Annotated in this window: 18 protein-coding genes; 12 read left to right on the top strand and 6 right to left on the bottom strand. The window is 69.5% G+C overall.

Features of this window, described 5'->3' with window-relative positions; genetic code table 11:
* Nucleotides 1-6: 6 nt before the first annotated feature.
* Complete coding sequence (locus NR111_RS06105; RefSeq protein WP_069389855.1) at nt 7-540, bottom strand: MarR family winged helix-turn-helix transcriptional regulator; 534 nt, start codon at nt 538-540, stop codon at nt 7-9.
* 112 nt (nt 541-652) lie between these two features.
* Here NR111_RS06105 and NR111_RS06100 point away from each other — a divergent pair, with 112 nt between their 5' ends.
* Nucleotides 653-1,465 carry an alpha/beta fold hydrolase gene (locus NR111_RS06100; RefSeq protein ID WP_256820261.1) on the top strand — a complete coding sequence of 271 codons (813 nt, stop codon included), beginning with the start codon at nt 653-655 and terminating at the stop codon, nt 1,463-1,465.
* An 85-nt stretch (nt 1,466-1,550) separates the two neighbouring features.
* Here the strand turns inward: NR111_RS06100 and NR111_RS06095 are convergent, their stop codons facing one another.
* Complete coding sequence (locus NR111_RS06095; protein WP_256820260.1) at nt 1,551-3,665, bottom strand: PhoX family phosphatase; 2,115 nt, start codon at nt 3,663-3,665, stop codon at nt 1,551-1,553.
* A gap of 206 nt (nt 3,666-3,871) precedes the next feature.
* Here NR111_RS06095 and NR111_RS06090 point away from each other — a divergent pair, with 206 nt between their 5' ends.
* The 5 genes from NR111_RS06090 to NR111_RS06070 all read left to right on the top strand — a co-directional run bounded on the left by NR111_RS06090 (nt 3,872) and on the right by NR111_RS06070 (nt 8,828).
* Entirely contained in the window at nt 3,872-4,927 is a 1,056-nt protein-coding gene (locus tag NR111_RS06090; protein WP_256820259.1) for an ABC transporter ATP-binding protein, read from the top strand.
* Between the two features lie 278 nt (nt 4,928-5,205).
* On the top strand, nt 5,206-6,474 hold the full coding sequence (locus NR111_RS06085; protein ID WP_256820258.1) for an ABC transporter substrate-binding protein: 1,269 nt from the start codon (nt 5,206-5,208) through the stop codon (nt 6,472-6,474).
* 189 nt (nt 6,475-6,663) lie between these two features.
* Nucleotides 6,664-7,653: a carbohydrate ABC transporter permease gene (locus tag NR111_RS06080; protein ID WP_163376979.1), complete on the top strand. Its 990-nt coding sequence runs from the start codon at nt 6,664-6,666 to the stop codon at nt 7,651-7,653.
* 98 nt (nt 7,654-7,751) lie between these two features.
* Nucleotides 7,752-8,597 (top strand): carbohydrate ABC transporter permease, encoded by an 846-nt coding sequence (locus NR111_RS06075; RefSeq protein WP_067720228.1) that lies wholly within the window; start codon nt 7,752-7,754, stop codon nt 8,595-8,597.
* A 6-nt stretch (nt 8,598-8,603) separates the two neighbouring features.
* Entirely contained in the window at nt 8,604-8,828 is a 225-nt protein-coding gene (locus NR111_RS06070) for a hypothetical protein (RefSeq protein ID WP_256820256.1), read from the top strand.
* Between the two features lie 171 nt (nt 8,829-8,999).
* Here the strand turns inward: NR111_RS06070 and NR111_RS06065 are convergent, their stop codons facing one another.
* The 3 genes from NR111_RS06065 to NR111_RS06055 form a co-directional block, all read right to left on the bottom strand.
* On the bottom strand, nt 9,000-9,800 hold the full coding sequence (locus tag NR111_RS06065) for an LLM class F420-dependent oxidoreductase (protein WP_256820255.1): 801 nt from the start codon (nt 9,798-9,800) through the stop codon (nt 9,000-9,002).
* Nucleotides 9,801-9,875: 75 nt separating this feature from the next.
* Nucleotides 9,876-10,424 carry a DUF4334 domain-containing protein gene (locus NR111_RS06060; protein ID WP_256820254.1) on the bottom strand — a complete coding sequence of 183 codons (549 nt, stop codon included), beginning with the start codon at nt 10,422-10,424 and terminating at the stop codon, nt 9,876-9,878.
* On the bottom strand, nt 10,421-11,563 hold the full coding sequence (locus tag NR111_RS06055) for an acyl-CoA dehydrogenase family protein (RefSeq protein WP_256820253.1): 1,143 nt from the start codon (nt 11,561-11,563) through the stop codon (nt 10,421-10,423). The genes NR111_RS06060 and NR111_RS06055 overlap by 4 nt, the downstream gene beginning before the upstream one ends.
* A gap of 134 nt (nt 11,564-11,697) precedes the next feature.
* On the opposite strand from NR111_RS06055, the gene NR111_RS06050 reads away from it, so the two are divergent.
* The 5 genes from NR111_RS06050 (at nt 11,698) to fadD5 (ending at nt 18,017) form a co-directional block, all read left to right on the top strand.
* On the top strand, nt 11,698-13,194 hold the full coding sequence (locus tag NR111_RS06050) for an aldehyde dehydrogenase family protein (RefSeq protein ID WP_256820252.1): 1,497 nt from the start codon (nt 11,698-11,700) through the stop codon (nt 13,192-13,194).
* 6 nt (nt 13,195-13,200) lie between these two features.
* On the top strand, nt 13,201-14,277 hold the full coding sequence (locus tag NR111_RS06045; protein WP_256820251.1) for an oxygenase MpaB family protein: 1,077 nt from the start codon (nt 13,201-13,203) through the stop codon (nt 14,275-14,277).
* Nucleotides 14,278-14,590: 313 nt separating this feature from the next.
* Entirely contained in the window at nt 14,591-15,577 is a 987-nt protein-coding gene (locus tag NR111_RS06040; protein WP_174705796.1) for a nitronate monooxygenase family protein, read from the top strand.
* Nucleotides 15,574-16,365 (top strand): enoyl-CoA hydratase-related protein, encoded by a 792-nt coding sequence (locus NR111_RS06035; protein WP_096906367.1) that lies wholly within the window; start codon nt 15,574-15,576, stop codon nt 16,363-16,365. The genes NR111_RS06040 and NR111_RS06035 overlap by 4 nt, the downstream gene beginning before the upstream one ends.
* A 59-nt stretch (nt 16,366-16,424) precedes the next feature.
* Complete coding sequence (gene fadD5, locus NR111_RS06030) at nt 16,425-18,017, top strand: fatty-acid--CoA ligase FadD5 (protein ID WP_256820250.1); 1,593 nt, start codon at nt 16,425-16,427, stop codon at nt 18,015-18,017.
* Between the two features lie 253 nt (nt 18,018-18,270).
* Here fadD5 and NR111_RS06025 read toward each other — a convergent pair whose 3' ends face one another.
* Nucleotides 18,271-18,981 (bottom strand): GntR family transcriptional regulator, encoded by a 711-nt coding sequence (locus NR111_RS06025; RefSeq protein ID WP_007627198.1) that lies wholly within the window; start codon nt 18,979-18,981, stop codon nt 18,271-18,273.
* 501 nt (nt 18,982-19,482) lie between these two features.
* Here NR111_RS06025 and NR111_RS06020 point away from each other — a divergent pair.
* The gene (locus tag NR111_RS06020; RefSeq protein ID WP_256820249.1) at nt 19,483-20,283 is read left to right on the top strand and encodes a crotonase/enoyl-CoA hydratase family protein; all 801 of its coding nucleotides are present in this window, start codon (nt 19,483-19,485) and stop codon (nt 20,281-20,283) included.
* Nucleotides 20,284-20,310 lie beyond the last annotated feature (27 nt).

Here is a 20,310-nt window from a genome sequence, read left to right as displayed (position 1 = left end):
CCGAGGCTAGACGGACCGGGGGGCGTCGGAGTGCTGCGGGTCGGACTGCTGAGAGTCGGGAAGGGCGTCGACATCGCCGTCGAAGGCGTCGAGGAGGGCGGTGAGGGCGGGCACCGCCGAGGAGAGCAGATCGCGGTGTTCGGGGCTCAGATAGGACATCCGCTCGGCGAAGTCCCGGTCACGATCGGCGAGGACCTGTTCGATGCGGGCCCGACCGAGGTCGGTGAGGCGGACACAGACCCCGCGTCGGTCGGAGGCGTCGGGTTCGCGCTCGACGTACCCCATGGCCTCGATGACGCTCACCGAATTGCTGGTGGTCGGTACGCGGACGTTCTCGAGTCGGGCGAGGTCCGACATCCGCAGCCTCCCGTGGCAGGCCAGGGTGTGCAGGATCGAGGTCTGCGCGCGACTCAGCGCGTACTGGGTGCTCTGCCGGCGGACAAGCAGGTCCAGGCGCAACAGGATGGGTCGGAACTTCTCGGCGAGTCCCCGCCCGGGCTCACCTTCCCGTATCGCCGGATCGCTCGTCGTCGTCTCCATGACCCTGCTCCCTCGACACCGGCTTCCGCCCCGGAAGCCTCGCGGCACCGAATCTAGGCCGAACTTCTCCCGTCATGGGGCGCCACCTCGTCCCGGGGTGGATACTGATCGCATGGGTTTGTATCACCAGATCACCGGGGCCGGCCCGACCATCGTCCTACTGCACGGCGTGTGCCACCGGGCGCACGCCTGGGATCCGGTCGTGCCGCTGCTCGCGGACCGTTTCCGCGTGGTGGTCGTGGACCTGCCCGGCCATGGGCGGTCCGCGGACCTGCCGGACACCGGCGACGTGCTCGACTACTTCGTCTCCGAGCTCGTCACCCTCCTGGAGGAGGTCGTCCCGGCCGGGGAGCGCCCCCACATCGCGGGCAACTCCCTGGGGGGCTTCCTCGCGCTGGAGCTCGGCGCCCGCGGACTGGCGAGCAGCGTCACCGCGCTGTCGCCCGCGGGGTTCTTCCGCTCGCACGCCGAATGGCGCTACACGGTGAGCGTCTTCCGGAGTCTCCGCCGGGCGGCCGGCCGGATCGGCCGCCACACCCCGGCCCTGACCGAGCGGGCCGCCGGACGCGCGGTGATGATGGCGGTGTTCTGCGCCCGCCCGTGGCGGTACCCGGCGGAGGCCGCGGCCATCGACAGCGAGGCGATCGTGTCCAACACCGTGCTCGACCGGGCCGACCGGCGGGCGTTCGTGTTCTCCGCCCCCGTCGACGAGGATTTGCCGATCACCATCCGGTGGGGCCGGTTCGACATGGTCCTGCCGGTGCGGCAGGTCTCACTCGCCACGCGGTTGTTCCCGCAGGCGAGGGTCGAGGTCAGCGCCGACGGGCACGTGCCGATGTCCGACGACCCGGAGGGCGTCGCCGCCTCGATCGCCGCCTGCGCCGAGCGCGGCCTGGCGTACGCGCGGGCCGGCAGTCGGGTCTGACCGACCCGACCCGCCCCGGCCGCCGGGCCTCACCGACCCGACCCGCCGGCCCGGCGGTCCGCCTACCCGACCCGACCGCCCGTCGTCAGGAGCCGATCAGGCTCATCGGCAGGGAGCCCGAACCGAGAGAGCCGGCGCCACCGGAGAATCCGTTGCGCCACGCGACCACGGTCGACGGGCGCGGCTGCGAGGTGCCGCCGTCGGGCCAGTGCGAGGCGGGGTTCTCGATCGACGCGCCGTCCGTCTCACCGGGGTGCTGGACGTTGACGATCGCCCGGTTGTCGAACACCAACGGTCCGCAGGTCTCGGCGCCGACCGGGACCGTGAGGAACAGCTTGGTCTCGCCGCGGTTCGGTCCTTCGGTGGCCACCGAGTAGAGGCCGTCGTTGAAGCCGAGGGCGTTCCCGTCGGTGGACACCCACAGTCCCCCGGCCGGGTCGAAGGCGACGTTGTCCGGGCAGGAGATGGGGCTGACCTTCGACTTGTCGAAGCCGCCGAAGTAGGAGTCCGCCTCGGCCGGGTCGCCACACACCAGCAGCAGGTTCCACCCGAAGGTCGTGCCGGCGTGGTCGTCGGTGATCTCGACGACCTGCCCGTGCTTGTTGTTGTGCCGCGGGTTGGCCTCGTCCACGTTCGCGGTCGTGCGGCGCGTGTTGTTGGTCAGCGCCATGTAGACCTTGCCGGTGGTCGGGCTGGGCTCGACGTCCTCGGGGCGGTCCATCTTGGTGGCGCCGACGCGGTCGCCGGCCATGCGGGTGTACACCGCGACCTGCTCCGGGGTCATGCCCGGCACGTGTGAGACGGCGTTCCCACCGGGCGCGACGGTCATCAGCGGGATCCAGGTGCCGGTGCCGTCGAACGCGCCGTCGGCGGGCAGCGTCCCGGAGCCGTCGATCTGCGCGGCGGGGGAGTTGCCGGCGAACGTCGCCACGTAGAGGGTGCCCTCGTCGAGGATCTTCATGTTCTCGGCCCGTGCGGCCGAGCCGGTACCGGGTGTGATCCGGCGGCTGGAGACGAACTTGTAGAGGTAGTCGAAGCGCTCGTCGTCTCCGGAATAGGCGACGACGGTGCCGTCGCCGGTGACGTGGACCGAGGCACCCTCGTGCTTGAACCGGCCCATCGCGGAGTGCTTGACCGGGGTCGAGGTCGGATCCCAGGGATCCACCTCGACGACGTAGCCGAAGCGGTTGACCTCGTTGGGCTCGGCGGCCGGGTCGAAGCGGGCGTCGAACTCCTCCCACCGGCGCCCCGAGCGGGAGACGGAGACGCCGTAGCGGCGCAGGGCCTCGAGTCGCTCCGGGTCGGTGACCGTCCCGGTGGTGCCGAAGTACTGGTTGAAATTCTCCTCGCCGGACAGGACGGTGCCCCACGGTGTGTGCCCGCCGGCGCAGTTGTTCAGCGTGCCGAGCACGCGGGTGCCGGTCGGGTCGGCCGTGGTCCGGGTCAGGGGGCCGACGGCGGGTCCGCGCAGCTCGAACGGGGTGGTCGCGGTGATGCGCCGGTTGTAGGACCCCATGACGGGGTCGAGCCCGCCGTCGCCGGCGCGGCTGGACAGCTCGACCACCGTCAGCCCGTGGGCCGCCCAGGCGATCTCGACCTGCTCGCGGGTCGGGGCCGAGGAATCGTAGCCGCGGAACATCGACGGCTCGGTCGTGTACTCGTGGTTGACGGTGAGCAGGAAGCGATCGTCGCGGTCGTCCATCGGGAACATCACCGCCAGATCGCAGTTGTAGCCGTACTGCATGGCCTGCGCCGCAGCGGTCTGGTTCTCGAAGTCGAACTCCGGGGCGCCCGGCAGTACGGGGTCGCCCCACCGGATCACAACATCGCTCGAGTATCCCGCCGGGACGGTGACGGCGTCGGCGGTGTTGGGCGCGACCGGGGCGAACCCCGTGTCGATCGTCGCGCCGCCGGTGGATCCGGTGGGGCCGAGCGAGCCGGCGGCGGACGAGCCCTGCGCCGCGGCGGTCGCGGGCAGCACCTGGGTGGCGCCCACCGCCAGCGCCACGACGCCCGCGGCCTTGAGCGCACCGCGGCGGCTGATCTCGGTGGCGATGTCCCCGAAGTACGGGTTGTCGGTGGTGTTGGGCACCGGCGCGGCGCACTGGTCCCCGCACTTGTAGACACAGGTCACGTGCTGTCGGTTGGAGATCCCCGGCGTCGGGGCGGTGGCGATCGGGAGCAGGCGGCGGACGGACATTCGAGTCTCCTGGAGGCGTCAACAGTCGTAGTGGACGCATGCACGCTAGGCGCGCGGGACGACCGGGCGGTCGCGGGCGGGCCACGCCCGGATGAACTGTGTGCGCAGTGCGGGTGAACTCCGCTCCGGGCCGCTACAGTCACCCGTGTTCGCCCTCTATCTCGGATCGTCCGGCACGTTCCTGCCGGTGAAGGGAAATAATTCTCATGGCCTCGGTGACCTTCGAGAACGTGTCCATCGTCTATCCAGGGGCGGCGCGACGCAGCGTCGACCGCCTGGACCTGGAGATCGCCGACGGCGAGTTCCTCGTCCTGGTCGGACCCTCCGGCTGCGGAAAATCGACGACCTTGCGCGCCCTGGCCGGTCTGGAGGACGTGGCGGCGGGACGGATCCTCATCGGTGACAGGGACGTGACGGGCACCGAGCCCAAGGACCGCGACATCGCGATGGTGTTCCAGAACTACGCGCTGTACCCGCACTACACGGTCCGCGAGAACATGGGTTTCGCCCTGAAGCTGGCCAAGGCGTCCAAGTCGGAGATCACGGAGCGCGTCGACCGCGCGGCCGAGATGCTCGACCTGGTGCCGTACCTCGACCGCAAGCCCAAGGAGCTCTCCGGTGGCCAGCGTCAGCGCGTGGCCATGGGGCGGGCGATCGTGCGCAACCCGCAGGTCTTCCTCATGGACGAGCCGCTGTCCAACCTCGACGCCAAGCTCCGGGTGGCCACGCGCGCACAGATCGCCAAGCTGCAGCGGGACCTGCACACCACGATGATCTACGTGACGCACGACCAGGTCGAGGCCATGACAATGGGCGACCGCGTCGCGGTGCTCAAGGACGGGGTGCTCCAGCAGGTCGACGCCCCTCGCGAGCTCTACAACAACCCGGTCAACGCCTTCGTGGCGGGCTTCATCGGGTCACCGTCCATGAACCTCTTCGACGCCCCTGTCGCCGACGGGACGGTGGACCTCGAGGGGTTCCGTGAACCCGTGCCCGCCGGCTCGGGGTCGAGGGTCACCGTCGGCGTGCGGCCCGAGCACCTGCGGATGGCCGCGGAAGGCCACGGGCTGGAGGTGACGGTGGACCTGGTGGAGGAGCTCGGGGCGGACAGCTACCTGCATTGCTCGACCCGCGACAACCACCCGGTGGTGTACCGGGCGGAGTCGGGTGACCACCCCCGCAAGGGCGACACCATGTACCTCGAGGCGCTCGACGACGAGGTGCGGTTCTTCGACGTGGAATCCGGTCTCAGGCTGCGCTGACTCCACGGGGCCGGGGCCCGTGCCGACAGCGGGACACGCCGGTGTCCGCCCCGAGCGGTGTTGCTAGAGTGACTCCTGTGACCTCGCTCTCGTGACCATCCGTGGTGTCGGGAGCGACGGCGCGTCGGTCGCGTGTCCGCACGTGGTCCCGCGCCACCGCCGTCTCGTGGGTTACGCTCAGCAGGTCCTCAGTGAGACCCGCGTCACAGTCGGCACCGGTCCACTGCCCCGTCGGCACTCGCCGAGGGGAGTCGAGACACGACAGTAGGAGAGAGCGCATGGCCGTTCACGGCAGGTTCCTCAAGGCGGCGGCGGCCGCCTCCGTAGTCGCCCTGGTATCCACGGCGTGTGGATCGGGTGGCGATGAATCCGACGAGCAGGCGCAGGCCGGCACCTCGGGCGTCGGCCCCATCACCTTCGCGATGGGCAGCAACGACACCGACAAGCTCCGCCCCGTCATCGAGCAGTGGAACGCGGAGAACCCCGACCAGGAGGTCACCCTCCGCGAGCTGCCCGCCGAGCAGGACGGGCAGCGCGACACCCTGACGCAGTCGCTCCAGACCGAGAGCGGCGAGTACGACGTGTTCGCCCTCGACGTCACCGACACCGCGTACTTCGCGGCCAACGGGTGGCTGCAGCCGATCGAGAACGAGACCGAGGTCGACACCTCCGGCCTGATCGAGGCCGCCGTCGACTCGGCGACCTACAACGGCACCCTCTACGGCGTGCCGCAGAACACCAACGCCCAGCTCCTGTACTACCGCACCGACCTCCAGCCGGAGGCTCCCGCGAACTGGGAGGAGCTCGTCTCCTCCTGCGAGGCCGCGGAGGGTGCGAACGTCGACTGCCTGCAGACCCAGCTCAGCCAGTACGAGGGTCTGACCGTCGCCGCCACCCAGTTCATCCACAGCTGGGGCGGACAGGTCGTCGGTGAGGACGGCAATACCCCTGAGCTCGACACCGAGGAGGCGCGTGCCGGCCTGACCGCCCTCGTCGACGCCTACAAGGGCGGCGTCATCCCCCAGAAGACCGACGCGTTCACGGAGGAGGAGACCGCGCAGGCCTTCCTCGCCGGCGAGACCATGTACTCCTACAACTGGCCGTACATGTACGAGTCGGGCCAGTCCGACCCCACGTCGCAGGTCCAGGGTGACTTCCAGGTCGCCCCGATCGTCGGCGAGGACGGCGCCGGTCAGTCCACGCTCGGTGGCTACAACAACGCGATCAACGTGTTCTCCGAGAACAAGGAGACCGCGCGGGCCTTCCTCGAGTTCATCATCTCCGAGGACGTCCAGATGGGCTTCGCCGAGCAGTCGTTCCCGCCGGTGCTGTCCTCGATCTACGACGACGAGGCGCTCCAGCAGGAGTTCCCCTACATGCCGGCCCTGAAGGCGGCGCTCGACAACGCCGAGCCGCGCCCGGTCACGCCGTTCTACCCGTCCGTGTCCAAGGCGATCCAGGACAACACCTTCGCGGCGCTTCGCGGGGAGAAGGACGTGGAGCAGGCCCTCAACGACATGTCGGCCGCGATCGAACAGGCACAGTGATTCACAACGCACAGTGATCCACCGAGCACGGTGATCGAACGAGGTCAACGATCACCGCGGTCCGGGTGATCGGCACACGGTCCGGTGGCAGACGGCTGTCGGACCAGGGCAGGTGGGCCCCGGGTAACGTTCCCGGGGCCCACCGGTCTCCGTGGTGGGGCGGGCGCGAACCCGGCGAGGAGCGAGGCGATGACGACGAGCGAGAAGTCCCCGGCGCCACTGGTCGAGAAGAAGTTCGACTGGCGGCCGGTGTGGATGGTGGGTCCGGCCCTGGCCATCCTCGCAGTGGTGATCGGGTACCCGGTCATCCGCGCGGTGTACCTGTCGTTCATGGCCGACCGCGGCCTGGACCCGGCCACGGGCATGTTCTCGGAGGGCGGGTTCGCCGGCTTCCAGCACTACCTCTACTGGCTGACGCAGGCCTGCCCCGCTCCCGGCGGCGACGGCACCGTCACCTGTCCGCCGGGCGTCTCGTCCGTGGACTTCTGGCCCGCCATGGGCAACACGCTGTTCTTCACCGTCACCACCGTCTCCCTCGAGACGGTGCTCGGTTTCGCCATGGCCGTGGTCATGGGCAAGAGCATCTGGGGACGCTCCCTGCTGCGCGCCGCCGTGCTCGTCCCGTGGGCGATCCCCACCGCCGTCACGGCCAAACTGTGGGCCTTCATCTTCGCCCCCAACGGGATCGCCAACACCATCCTGGGCACGAACATCGCCTGGACCACCGACCCGTTCTACGCCCGTATGGCCATCATCATCGCCGACGTGTGGAAAACCGCGCCGTTCATGGCGCTGCTCATCCTCGCCGGGTTGCAGATGATCCCCGGTGACGTCTACGAGGCGGCCCGCGTGGACGGCGCGTCCCGCTGGCAGCAATTCGTCCGCATCACCCTCCCGCTGGTGCGTCCCGCCCTCATGGTGGCGATCCTGTTCCGCACCCTCGACGCGCTGCGCATGTACGACCTGCCCGTCATCCTCGTGTCGGCCAACTCCAACTCGCCCACCGCGACCGTGTCGATGCTGGTGGTCAACGAGATGAGAATGGGCAACTTCAACAGTGCCTCCGCGATATCGACACTGGTGTTCCTGCTGGTCTTCGCCGTCGCGTACATCATGGTGAAATTCCTCGGCGCGAACGTCGTGGAGGATCGCACGGGCAAGAAGGGGGAGATCCGGTGAGTCACCGAGCGTCTGAACCGAGCACGTCGCCGACCACGCCGACGACCTCCGCGTCGTCGTCGACCCGCGGCCCCGACCGGCGCCGCGACGACGAGGACATCAAGCCACCACGCAAACCGCTCGGCCCCACCGTCAGCACCTACGTCGGCGCGCTACTCATCCTCATCTGGGGACTCGCACCGTTCTACTGGATGCTGGTGACCGCGTTCCGCGACAACCGGTTCATCTTCTCCGCCAGCCCGGTGCCCTCGCACCTCACGCTCGACAACTTCCGTGAGGCGCTGGCCACGGACGGCGGCAATAACTTCCTGGGCGCGATCATCAACTCCGTGCTCATCAGCTCGATCACCACCGCCCTCGCGCTGACGTTCGGCGTGTTCACCGCCTACGCCCTCGCCAGGGTCGACTTCCGGGGCAAGTTCCTCGTCACCGGGATCATCCTCGCCGCGTCGATGTTCCCCGGCGTCGCCCTGGTCACGCCGCTGTTCCAGCTGTTCACCGACATCGGCTGGATCGGCACCTACCAGGCGCTCATCATCCCCAACATCTCGTTCGCGCTCCCGCTGACCATCTACACGCTCACGTCGTTCTTCAACGACCTGCCGTGGGAGCTGGAGGAGGCCGCCCGCGTCGATGGTGCGACCCGCGGCCAGGCGTTCATCAAGATCATCCTCCCGCTCGCCGCGCCGGCGCTGTTCACCACCGCGATCCTGGCGTTCATCATCACGTGGAACGAGTTCGTGCTCTCGCAGCAGCTGTCCACGACCGCGACCGAGCCCGTGACGGTGGCGATCGCCCGGTTCTCCGGCGTCAATCCGTATCTGCCGCCGCACGCGGCGATCATGGCCGCCGGCGCGCTCGTCACCGTGCCGCTGGTGATCATGGTGCTGATCTTCCAGCGGCGGATCATCTCCGGCCTCACCGCCGGCGGCCTGAAGAGCTGATCGGCGGTGGCTCGGAGCGGCGGTGACGCCCTGGGTGCCCGGCAGCGGCTGGAGGTCATCGGCGGGTTCGTCGGGTTCTTCACCGTGCTGGCGCTGGTCAACGCGGTGGGCTTGATCCTCACCGGGCGACCGTCGATCTTCGCCTCGCTCGTGCTGGTGCTCATGCTGGTGGCGTCGTGGTACACCTACCGGATGTGGCGCCGGGTCGACCGGGCGGTCAAGCGGGGCTGACCCGCCGCGGCCCGCGCCGACACGCGCCCGCCCTGGCCTGCCTCGGTTCCCTCCCCACCCGAAATCCGCTACTCGGAATGCGGATTCGCTACGCCGATCGGGATAGCGGATTCGGAATCCGAGTAGCGGATTTCCGGCGCCGAGGGGCAGGCTCGGCGCCGACGGGCAGGCTCAGCGCCCGTCGCGCCAGGCCACCAGTGACTCGACGAGGTCCAGCGGGTAATCGGGGCCGTTGAGCCCGACCGTGAAGAGGGTGACGCCCTCGGCGTGCAGGTCCTCGGCGAGCCGCTTCGCCTCGTCGGGCGAGCTGGCCCCGCCGATCTCCGTCGACCGCTCGATCTCGCCCGGATCGCGCCCCACGTCCGCGCAGTGCCCGGCGAGAACCTCCGACTTGTGGCGGTAGGTCTCCACGTCCACGAACGAGTGCCAGATGTCGGCGTGGCGGGCCACGTGTCGCAGGGTCTTCTTCTCACCGCCGCCACCGAGCAGCACGGGGATGTCCCGCGTCGGGGCGGGGGTGAGCTTGGCGAAGCGCTGCTCGATCCGCTCGAGGGAGTGCCCGAGGTCGTCGAGCCGCGAGCCCTTGGTGCCGAACTCGTAGCCGTACTCGGTGTAGTCCCGCTCGAACCACCCGCTGCCCAGTCCCAGGATGAGGCGGCCACCGGAGATGTGGTCGACGGTCCGGGCCATGTCGGCGAGCAGGTCGGGGTTGCGATAAGTGTTGCAGGTGACCAGGGCGCCGATCTCGACGCGCTCGGTCTGCTCGGCCCACGCGGCCAGCATCGTCCAACACTCGAAGTGGGCGCCGTCGGGATCGCCGTAGAGCGGGAAGAAGTGGTCCCAGTTGAAGACCACGTCCACGCCCGCGTCCTCGGAGCGTCGGACAGCGTCCCGGATCAGTCCGTAGTCGGGCGAGTGCTGCGGCTGGAGCTGGACGGCGATGCGGACCGGGCGCGTGGGGTTCGGGGTCATGCGCCCCATTGTGGGGCGTGGCGCCGCCCCGCGCACCCGGCCAGGCACCCGCCCCGCGCACCCGGCCCGCGTGGCTCAGCGCTCGCGCTCGAGGACGAACCAGAAGTGCTCGCCCTCGTGGACGGTGCCGCGCCCGTTCATCACTGCGAGGAGGGTGTCGGGTCCGACGACGGCGAAGTGGTCGATCACCGGCAGGCGGTCGTACACCATGGAGGCGGTCGGGCGGCCGCGGAAGGAGACCTCCCAGAGGGACGCCCCGCCCCCGCCGGTCGCCGAGGTGTCCGGCACGACCTCACCGGAGTCGTCGGTGACGAGGATCGGGTCCACCTTGCGGGCCTCGGTGAAGTCCTTGCCCCACCAGCGCATCTGCCCGAGCATGCCGAACATGGGGTGCCCGGTGTCCAGGCCGGTGCCCCTCCATCGGTTGCCCGCGATGTCGTCGACCCGCGCGGGCTCGAGGGAGTCCCACAGCGCGGAGACGCGGTCCGAGGGGACCGTGTCGAGCGCGAGGATGAGCTCGAGCTCGCGCGCGGCGACACCCGCGGCCCCGGCGGCGCCCGCGGTCCCGGCGGTCCCGGCCGCCCCGGCTGTACCGGCCGCCCCGGCTGTACCGGCGGTGCTCACAGGCCGAGCGTCTTGCCGATGATGTCCCGCTGGACCTCGTTGGTGCCGCCGTAGATGGTGGAGACCACCGCCTGGCGGACCAGACGTTCCATCCCGTACTCGGTGGCGTACCCGTATCCGCCCATTGACTGCATGCACTCGAGCGTGACCCGCTTGCTCAGCTCGGACGCCTTGAGCTTGGCCATGGAGGCCTCACGCGGGAACAGGGCCGTGGGGTCGGCCTCGTCGACCTTCCTGGCGACCGCGTAGACGAGCAGGCGGGTGGCCTCGATCTCGGTGGCGAGGTCGGCCATACGGTGGCGGAGCACCTGGAAGGAGCCGACGGGGCGGCCGAACTGCTCGCGCTCCTTGATGAAGGCCAGGCAGTCGTCGAACGCCCGCTGGGCCACGCCGAGCTGCATGGCGGCGAGGATGAGGCGCTCGGTGTTGAGCCCGGTCATGAGCTGCGCCCAGCCGCCGCCGACCTCTCCGATCACGGAGTCGGCGGGCAGGCGGACGTCGGTGAAGTAGAGGTCGTTGACCTCCTTGCCGCCCATGGTCTCGATCCCGGTGATCTGCAGGCCCTCGATGTCCGCGGGCACGTCGAACATCGTGATGCCCTCGTGCTTCTTGCCCGACGAGTCGGTGCGGGCGACGAGCAGGATGCGGTCGGCGAAGTGGGCGTTGGAACACCAGGTCTTCTGCCCGTTGATCACCCAGTTGTCGCCGTCGCGATCGGCCTTGCAGCGCAGGGCGGCGACGTCGGACCCGGCGCCGGGCTCGGACATCGAGATGGACAGGGTCCCGCCGTTCACGACCAGCTCGAGCGCGCGTTTACGCTGCTCCTCGGTCCCGAACTTCTGGTACGCGGCGGCCGTGATGAGGGTGGGGCCGATGCCGCCGATCGGGGCGAGGCCGCGCAGGGAGTGCTCGAGCAGGAGGCACAGTTCGACGGCGCCGGCGTCGGAGCCGCCGTACTCCTCGGGGACGGTCAGCCCCAGCCATCCGAGCTCGGCCATCTTGGAGTAGATGTGCGGCGAGTGGGTGCCGCCCTCGGTGGTGAGCTCGCGTCGCTTCTCGACGCCGCCGACCTCGCGCGCGCAGAAGTCATCGATCGACTTGGCGAAGTCACGCTGCTCTTCGGTGAGGATGTCGAACACTTCTCGCCTCGTCTTTCTGTGTGGTTGTCCCGGTATCTGTCACGGGGTGTCGGTTGGGTGCACACTGGACTACTGTGGCCCGTATCACGGCACGCTACATCAAATATATGTGATCGGAAACGAGAGGACCTCAGATGACGACCACCGAGCCCAGCAAGACCGGCCCCACGTTCGCGAGCCTGGACCCCCGCGACGGCACCGTCCTCGCGGAGTACCCCGTCGCCGGTCCCGAGGAGGTCGCCCTCGCCGTGGAGCGTGCGCGTGCCGCGGCCCGCTGGTGGGCGAACCAGGGTCCGCGGGGTCGCCGTGAGTGGCTGCTGGAGTACAAGCGGGCGATCTCGTCCAGGGCCGAGGAGTTGGCGTCCCTGATCTCCGCCGAGACCGGGAAGCCGGACGAGGACGCGACCCTCGAGGTCATGCTCACCGTCAGCCATCTGGAGTGGGCGGCCAAGAACGCGGACAAGGTCCTGCGACGGCGCTCCGTCTCGGCCGGGCTGCTCATGAGCAACCAGGCCGCCTACGTGGAATATCAGCCCTACGGCGTGGTCGGCGCGATCGGCCCGTGGAACTACCCCGCGTTCACCCCGATGGGCACGCTGTCCTACGCCATGGCCGCGGGCAACGCGGTGGTATTCAAGCCCAGCGAGCTCACGCCGGGTGTGGGCGTGTGGCTGGCGGAGGTGTGGGATTCCCTGGGCGCCTCCCAGCCGCTCATCCAGACGATCACCGGCGACGGCTCGACGGGCGCGGCGTTGTGCAGGGCGGGCGTCGACAAACTCGCGTTCACCGGCTCCGCCGCGACGGGCCGCAAGGTCATGGCCGCCTGCGCGGAGACGCTCACGCCGGTCGTCATCGAGGGCGGTGGCAAGGACGCCCTGCTCGTCGACTCGGACGCGGATCTCGACGCCGCCGCCGACCAGGCGGTCTTCGGCGCCATGGGCAACGCGGGCCAGACCTGCGCGGGCGTGGAGCGGATCTACGTCCACTCGGACGTCCACGACGCGTTCGTCCAGAAGTTCACGGCCAAGGTCCGCGCGCTCACCCCGGGCAACTCGATCTCCTCCAGCTACGGGCCCATGACGCTGCCGGCGCAGGTCGACATCGTCCGCAGGCACGTCAAGGACGCGATCGCCAAGGGCGGCAGGGCCGTACTCGGCGGCGAGGACTCCGTCAGCGAGAAGATCATCGAGCCGGTCGTCCTGGTCGACGTCCCCGAGAACTCGTCCGCGATCACCGAGGAGACCTTCGGCCCCACCGTCGTGATCAACCCTGTCGCGGACCTGGAGGAGGCGATCGAGAAGGCGAACGCCAGCAGCTACGGCCTCGGCGGTTCGATCTTCACCGGCAACAAGAAGCGGGGGCTGGCCCTCGCGCAGAAGTTGGACGTGGGCATGGTGTCGGTCAACTCGTTCCTCGCGTTCGCCGGCATCCCGGCGTTGCCGTTCGGCGGTTCGGGTGACTCGGGCTTCGGCCGTATCCACGGCGCCGACGGGTTACGCGAGTTCGCCCGCCCCAAGGCCATCACCGCACAGAAGTTCGCGGCCCCGCTGAACCTCATGACCATGACCCGCAAGCCGCGTGACATCAAGATCGTCAAGTGGATGCTCGCGAACGTCCAGGGAAGGATGTGAGATGAGATGACCGCCACCTCCGAGAGAACCGAGGAGATGACGACGACGAGGGCCGCGGCCTCCGAGCGGCCCGCCGTGCCCGGGGTGTTCGGATCGATCCCGGCCGACCTCGTCGCCGACGCCGCCGTCGACCACCCGCTCACAGCGAGGGTCCCGTTCAGGCCCGGGCGCTGGTACTGGCGTGATCTCATCGCGACTCTCGATCCGGTGGCGGACGCGGCGGAGATCCACCGCATCACCTCCGCGTACGAGTTCCCGTGGGACTACCAGCGGGCGCTCGAGCTGGCGCTGTACCGGACCTACTGCATCCCTTCGGTGTCGGCGGTCCTGGAGCAGGCGGGCAACTTTCGCGATCACCCGCAGAAGCGGTACGACGACACCGCGCTGCTCATGGTGGAGCTGGTCGAGCACGGGTACGACTCGCCCCGCGGCAAGGAGGCGCTGCGGGTGATCAACCGCCAACACGCGATGTACGAGATCACCAATGACGACATGCTCTATGTGTTGTCGACGTTCATCTACGAACCGCTCGAGTGGATCGATGCGAACGGCTGGCGGCGTCTGCATCCGAACGAACGGCTCGCGGCGTTCCACTTCTACCGCGCAGTCGGGGAGCGGATGAAGATCAAGGGGATCCCGCAGGGCATCGGGGAGTTCCGGCGCTGGCGGGACGACTACGAGGCGCGCACCATGCGCTACGCCCGGACCAATGAGCTCATCGGGACGTACACGCTCGATCTCATGTGTTCCTGGTACCCGGAGCCGGCCCGGCCGGTGGTCCGCAAGGTCGTGCAGGCGCTGATCGACGACGACATGACCCGCGCCTTCGGCTTCCCGTGGCAACCTCCGGCGTTCCGCGAGGCCGCCTACGCGGCGCTGCGGATGCGGTCGAAGGTGGTGCGGTGGCTGCCGGTCCGCCGCCGCGAGCTCGGGTCCCGTGGGACCGAGAACCGGACGTACCCGGGATACCCGGAGGGTTACCGTCCCGCCGACCTGGGGGCCTGCCCCATCCAGCCGCGCGACCGGGTGGTCGCCTGCCCGGTCGTGCACGCTCCAGCCGCCGGCTCCACCGGAGCCGCCTAACCCGGCGGAACTGCCGCCGCGCCCCGCGATTTCCGCACGTCGGGACGCCGAACCCGATGCCCGGAGAGGGTGCGTGACCCACGAGGGCGTGAGGGGCACATGGGTGCGCTTTCCGGGTTAGGTGGAACACGGTGTGATCTTGACAACACCGGCTACAGTGGGCATCGCGTAGCGACACTTACACATATATGTGATCGGATCCATGGTCGTTCTGGAGGGACGACATCATCGCGGTCGGTTGCAGAAGGGATCAGTCGCCCATGCCAAGTCCTGAGGCCACCTCCGGTGGCACCTACGAGGAGGTCCAGCCGTGATCCGCACCCGATTCACCGAGGAGTTCGGCGTCCGTCATCCCATCGTCCAGGGCGGCATGATGTGGGTCGGCCGCGCCGAACTCGCTGCCGCTGTGTCCGAGGCCGGCGCGCTGGGGATCATCACCGGACTCACCCAACCCACGCCCGAGGACCTGGTCAAGGAGATCGCGCGCTGCCGGGAGATGACCGACCAGCCGTTCGGCGTCAACCTCACGATCCTTCCCGCGATCTCTCCGCCCCCGTACGCCGAGTACCGGCAGGCGATCGTCGAGTCGGGCGTGAAGATCGTCGAGACGGCCGGGTCCAATCCCAAGGACCACCTACCGGTGTTCCACGAGGCCGGCATCAAGGTGATCCACAAGTGCACCTCGGTCCGCCACGCGATCAAGGCCGAGCAGCTCGGTGTGGACGCGGTATCGATCGACGGCTTCGAGTGCGCGGGCCACCCGGGGGAGGACGACGTCCCCGGCCTGGTGCTCATCCCTGCCGCGGCGGCGAGGCTGTCCATCCCGATCCTCGCCTCCGGCGGGATCGCCGACGCCCGCGGCATGGTGGCAGCACTGGCGCTGGGAGCCGACGGCGCCAACATGGGCACCCGCTTCATGTGCACGGCCGAGTCGCCGGTGGCCGAGCAGGTCAAACAACAGATCGTGGCCAACACCGAGCTCGACACGAAGCTGATCTTCCGGACACTGCACAACACCGCGCGGGTGGCCGCCAACGCCGTCTCCGCCGAGGTCGTGTCGAAAGAGGCCGAGGGTGCCGAGTTCTCCGACATCCAGCACCTCGTCGCCGGAGCCCGCGGACGCAAGGTCTTCGAGGACGGCGACCTGGACGCGGGCATCTGGAGCGCCGGCCAGTGTCAGGGTCTGATCCACGACGTACCCACCGCGGCGGAGCTCGTCGACCGGATGATGGCCGAGGCTGAGGAGATCATCACCGGCAGGCTGGCCGGGATGGTCGAGGCGGGGGAGACGGTCCGATGACCGCGACCGGACGTGACGCCATCAAGGTCGACCATGACGACCTGGGCGTGACCACGATCAGTATCAACCGGCCCGACCGGATGAACGCGCTCGACCACCCCACCGTCACCGCGCTGACCGAGCTCATCATCGAACACGGCAGCGATCCGGGCACCCGGGTCATCGTGCTTTCAGGGGAGGGCGGGGCGTTCACGACCGGAGCTGACCTGCAGGCGATCAAGGACGCCGGCGCGGACGCGCCCAGCCCCGACGCGACCATGGCCGGGGCCGCCGCACTGGTCCGCGCGGTCCTCACGGTCCCGGTCCCGGTAATCGCCGCCGTCACCGGCCCGGCGGCCGGGGTGGGCGTCTCGCTCGCGCTGGCCTCCGACCTCGTCCTCATGTCGGAGGACGCCTACCTACTGTTCGCGTTCACCAACATCGGACTCATGCCCGACGGCGGCGCCAGCGTGCTGCTGCCCGCGGCCGTCGGACGGTCGATCGCCTCGCGCATGCTGCTGCGTGGCGACGCCGTCTCCGCCGCGGAGGCCCACGACGTCGGACTGGCCATGGAGGTCCACCCGACCGCGGACCTCGAGCCCGCCGCCGCGAAGCTCGCCCGCCGACTGGCCCGGGGTCCGCGCCGCGCCCTGGAACTGACCAAGAGGGCCGTCACCGGGGCCACGCTCGCCGAGCTGGACGCGGCCCTGGCCAGGGAACACGAGGGCCAGTGCGAGCTGCTGATCTCCCCCGACTTCGCCGAGGGCGTGTCCTCGATCCTCGAGAAACGGCGCCCGAACTTCTCCTGAACCGTCCCTCCTGTCACCTGCCCCTCCCGTCACCCACCGCCCGACGAAAGGCCGAGATCATGACCACCGCCACGGATCCCATCGCCGAACTCCACGCGGCACGTCGCAACAACTGGAACACGTGGGTCGCCACCCACGCCGAGATGCAGCCCGACGCCGAGGCGCTGCGGTTCCTCGGCCAGACCACCACGTGGTCCCAGCTGCACGACCGCAGCAACCGCTTCGCCGACGCGTTGGCCCGCCGCGGTGTGGGCAGGGGCGACCGGGTCATGCTCATCACGCTCAACAACCCGGAGTTCGTCGAGGCGGTCCTGGGCATCAACGAGCTGGGTGCCATCGCGGTCCCGGTGAACTTCCGTCTCACCCCCGGCGAGCTCGCCTACCTGGTCAGCGATTGCACGCCGAAGGTCGTCATCACCGACGCGATGCTCGCCCCGCTCGTCGGCGCGATCCGCGCCCAGGGCGAGGAGCCGGGCCACCACATCGTCATCGGCGGTGAACCGGGGACGCCCGACCAGACCACGTACGCGGACGCGATCGCGGAGGAGGGCCAGCCGCACGAGCCCGTCGACGTCCCCGAGGACTCCACCGCGCTCATCATGTACACCTCGGGCACCACGGGTCGCCCCAAGGGCGCGATGCTCTCCTACGAGAACCTCACGGCGCAGTCCCTGACCTGCATCCGGGTGTTCCGACTGTTCGAGGAGGACGGGCGCGCACTGTGCGCCGCCCCGATGTTCCACATCGCGGCGCTCGGCTCGATCGCGCCGAGCCTCCAGCTCGGCGGCGTCACGGTGGTCCACCCGCTGCAGGCCTTCGACCCCGCTGCGGTCCTCGACACCCTCGAGGCCGAGCAGATCACCAGCATCTTCCTCGTCCCCGTGCAGTGGCAGGCCGTCTGCGCCGAGCAGCAGGCCCGCCCGCGCAGCCTGGTGCTGCGCACCATCTCCTGGGGCGCGGCCCCGTCCACCGACACGATCCTGCGCGCCATGGCCGAGACCTTCCCGGACGCCCTGAACTGCGCGGTGTTCGGCCAGACCGAGATGAGCCCCATCACCTGTGCCCTCGACGGCGATGACGCGATCCGCAAGATCGGCTCCGTCGGCAAGGTCATCCCCACCCTCCAGGCCCGCGTCGTCGACGCCTTCGGCGAGCCCGTCGGCCCGGGTGAGGTCGGCGAGATCGTCTACCGCGGTCCCACCACCATGTCCGGCTACTGGAACAAGCCCAAGGAGACGGCGGAGGCCTTCGAGGGCGGGTGGTTCCATTCCGGCGACCTGGTCCGCATGGACGACGAGGGCTTCGTCTACGTGGTGGACCGCAAGAAGGACATGATCATCTCCGGCGGCGAGAACATCTACTGCGCCGAGGTGGAGAACATCATCGCCGGGCACCCGAGAATCCGCGAGGTCGCGGTGATCGGCCGCAAGGACGACAGGTGGGGCGAGGTCCCCGTCGCAGTGGTCGCCCAGAACGTGGAGGACGGCGTTGCCGATCTCACCCTCGAGGAGCTCAGCGAGTGGCTGCGGGACAAGCTCGCCGGCTTCAAGCTCCCCAAGCATCTGGTCCACGTCGACGAACTCCCCCGCAACGCCAGCGGCAAGGTCGTCAAGGGCACACTGCGTTCCGAGCACGGCACCGTGGGCGTCTGAGCTGGTGTCACGGCTCCCGTCCGACCACTCCGGGAGAGCAGGGAAGTGCTCACCAGCTCTATCGTCGGGCCGGATCCACAGGTGCGCGACCACCGGCTTCCTGCAGCGACCGTTCCGGGATGAACTCGGAATCCCGTGGAGTTCGCACGCGGCCCGACGAACTCCCCCGGACGGTTCGGACGGCCACCTACCGCATCCTGTTCAAACCGATCTGAGGTGGAGAGTGCGGACGGACCGATCACTGAAGTGGGACTCAGTGCTCGGGGTCGAGTTCCGGTGCGCGCTCGTCGTCCCACACGCCCGCTCGCTCGAGATGGGCGATGAGCAGACTCGCGCCACCGGTGAACTCGGCGTCCACCACTTCGTGGGCCGTCTCGACGTCGCCGTCACGCAGCGCCTCGAGCATGCGGCGGTTGTCCGTCAGTGCGCCCGCACGCCACTCGGGGTCGTCCGCGTACAGCCGGTAGGGCATGTAGCGGGCGGCGTTGGACAGGAACCGGGACAGCTTGTCCGAGCGGGAAGCCCGGTTGAGGCACCGGTGGATCGCGTACTGGGCGTGCACCACGCCGTCGGTGTCATCTGACGCGGATGCCTTCTCGAATTCGTCGATCAGACGACCGTGGAACTCGAGAGTTTCCGCGTCGTAGCGGGTGATGGCCCGGTCGACGATGCGCTTGGAGAGTTCCGCTTGGAGCCAGAAGATGTCCTCGATGTCCTGGCGGCTCATCGGCGAGACCAGGTAGCCGCGCCGCGGCACCAGATCGACGAGGCCCTCGCCGCGCAGGGTGAGTAGTGCCTCCCGGACCGGGGTCACGCTCACCCCGAGTGCGGAGGCGGTCTCGTCGAGCCGGATGAAGGACCCCGGGCGGACATCGCCGCTCATGATCCGAGTCCGCACGTGGTCGGCGACCTCCTCGGAGAGCTGCGGGCGCTGGCCGAGTCGTGTGGGGGCCACGTCCGCCACCTCATTCCACGAGAGAAGGGCACCCACCCGGAGCGCCGAGACCGATGATCTAAATCAAATATATCTATAGTGGCTCACACTACCTCGCCGGGGGCGGGGCATCCACCCACCGCCGAGAAGGGTTCACGTGAAACATCTCTCGTTCGCCTTCGTTTCGCTTATGACAACCCTCGACCGGCCCGTCTCCTCGGGGCGCTGCAGCGCGGGTCGGAATCGGCGACAGTTCGGCGGTGGCCCCGCGGCGACCGTCGGCGACCCGCGAGTGGCGCCCCCGACCCGCGACATGGAGCCCGACCGGCGGGGCACGGTGCCCGACCGGCGGGGCGCCTGGGCCTGCCCCGCACCGGGACCGGCCGAGGGGAAGGATGCGTTTACGCGCAGCGACGTCGGCCGTGCCACTCGAGGGTGCGATGCGCGGACATCCGCACGAACCTTCCTGCGGAGAGGGCCGAATAGCGCGGAGGCGCTGCGGGGCGGCCACAGCCGGGCGAGACTGGGCCCATGACGTCAACCGAGAACCGTCCCGCCGTCCGTACCGAGCGCCGGGACCACGTCCTACTCGTCACCCTCGACCGCCCGGAGGCCCGCAACGCCGTCAACGGCGAGGTCAGCACGCTGCTGGGCAACGCGCTGCACGAGGCGGACACCGATCCTGGGATCCGGGTCGTGGTGATCACCGGCGCGGGAGAGCGGTCGTTCTGTGCGGGCGCCGACCTCAAGGCCATCTCCCGGGGTGAGGACATCTTCCCGGCCGAGAACCGGCAGTGGGGATTCGCGGGGATGATGCAGCAGTACGTCTCGGTCCCCGTGATCGGCGCGGTCAACGGCACCGCACTGGGTGGGGGCTGCGAGATCGCCCTGGCCTGCGACCTCGTGGTGGCCGCCGACCACGCGGTGTTCGGTCTGCCGGAGGTGCGGCGTGGGCTCATCGCCGCCGCCGGTGGCGCGTTCCGGCTGCCGGCCCAGCTGCCCCACCGGGTGGCCATGGAGATGATGCTCACCGGCGAGCCGATCACCGCCGGGCGGGCGCTCGACCTGCACCTGATCAACCACGTCGTCCCGGCCGACCGGCTGCTCGACACCGCGCTCGAGCTCGCCGGGACCATCGCCGCCAACGCGCCGCTGGCGGTCCAGGGGACCAAGCGGGTCGCGCTCGGGATCACCGACGGCGGGCGTCCGGCGGAGGTCGACCAGTGGAAGGTCAATGACACGGAGACGATCACCGTCATGACCTCCGAGGACGCGGCCGAGGGCCCGAGGGCGTTCGCGGAGAAGCGTTCCCCGGTGTGGAAGGCGCGCTGAACCCGGATCCGATGAGACCCATCCCCC

The sequence above is a fragment of the Dietzia sp. Die43 genome, assembly GCF_024519835.1.
Taxonomy (GTDB): Bacteria; Actinomycetota; Actinomycetes; order Mycobacteriales; family Mycobacteriaceae; genus Dietzia; species Dietzia kunjamensis.
The sequence above is the reverse complement of the archived record's forward strand: the minus strand, read 5'-3'. Positions and strand labels throughout refer to the sequence as shown.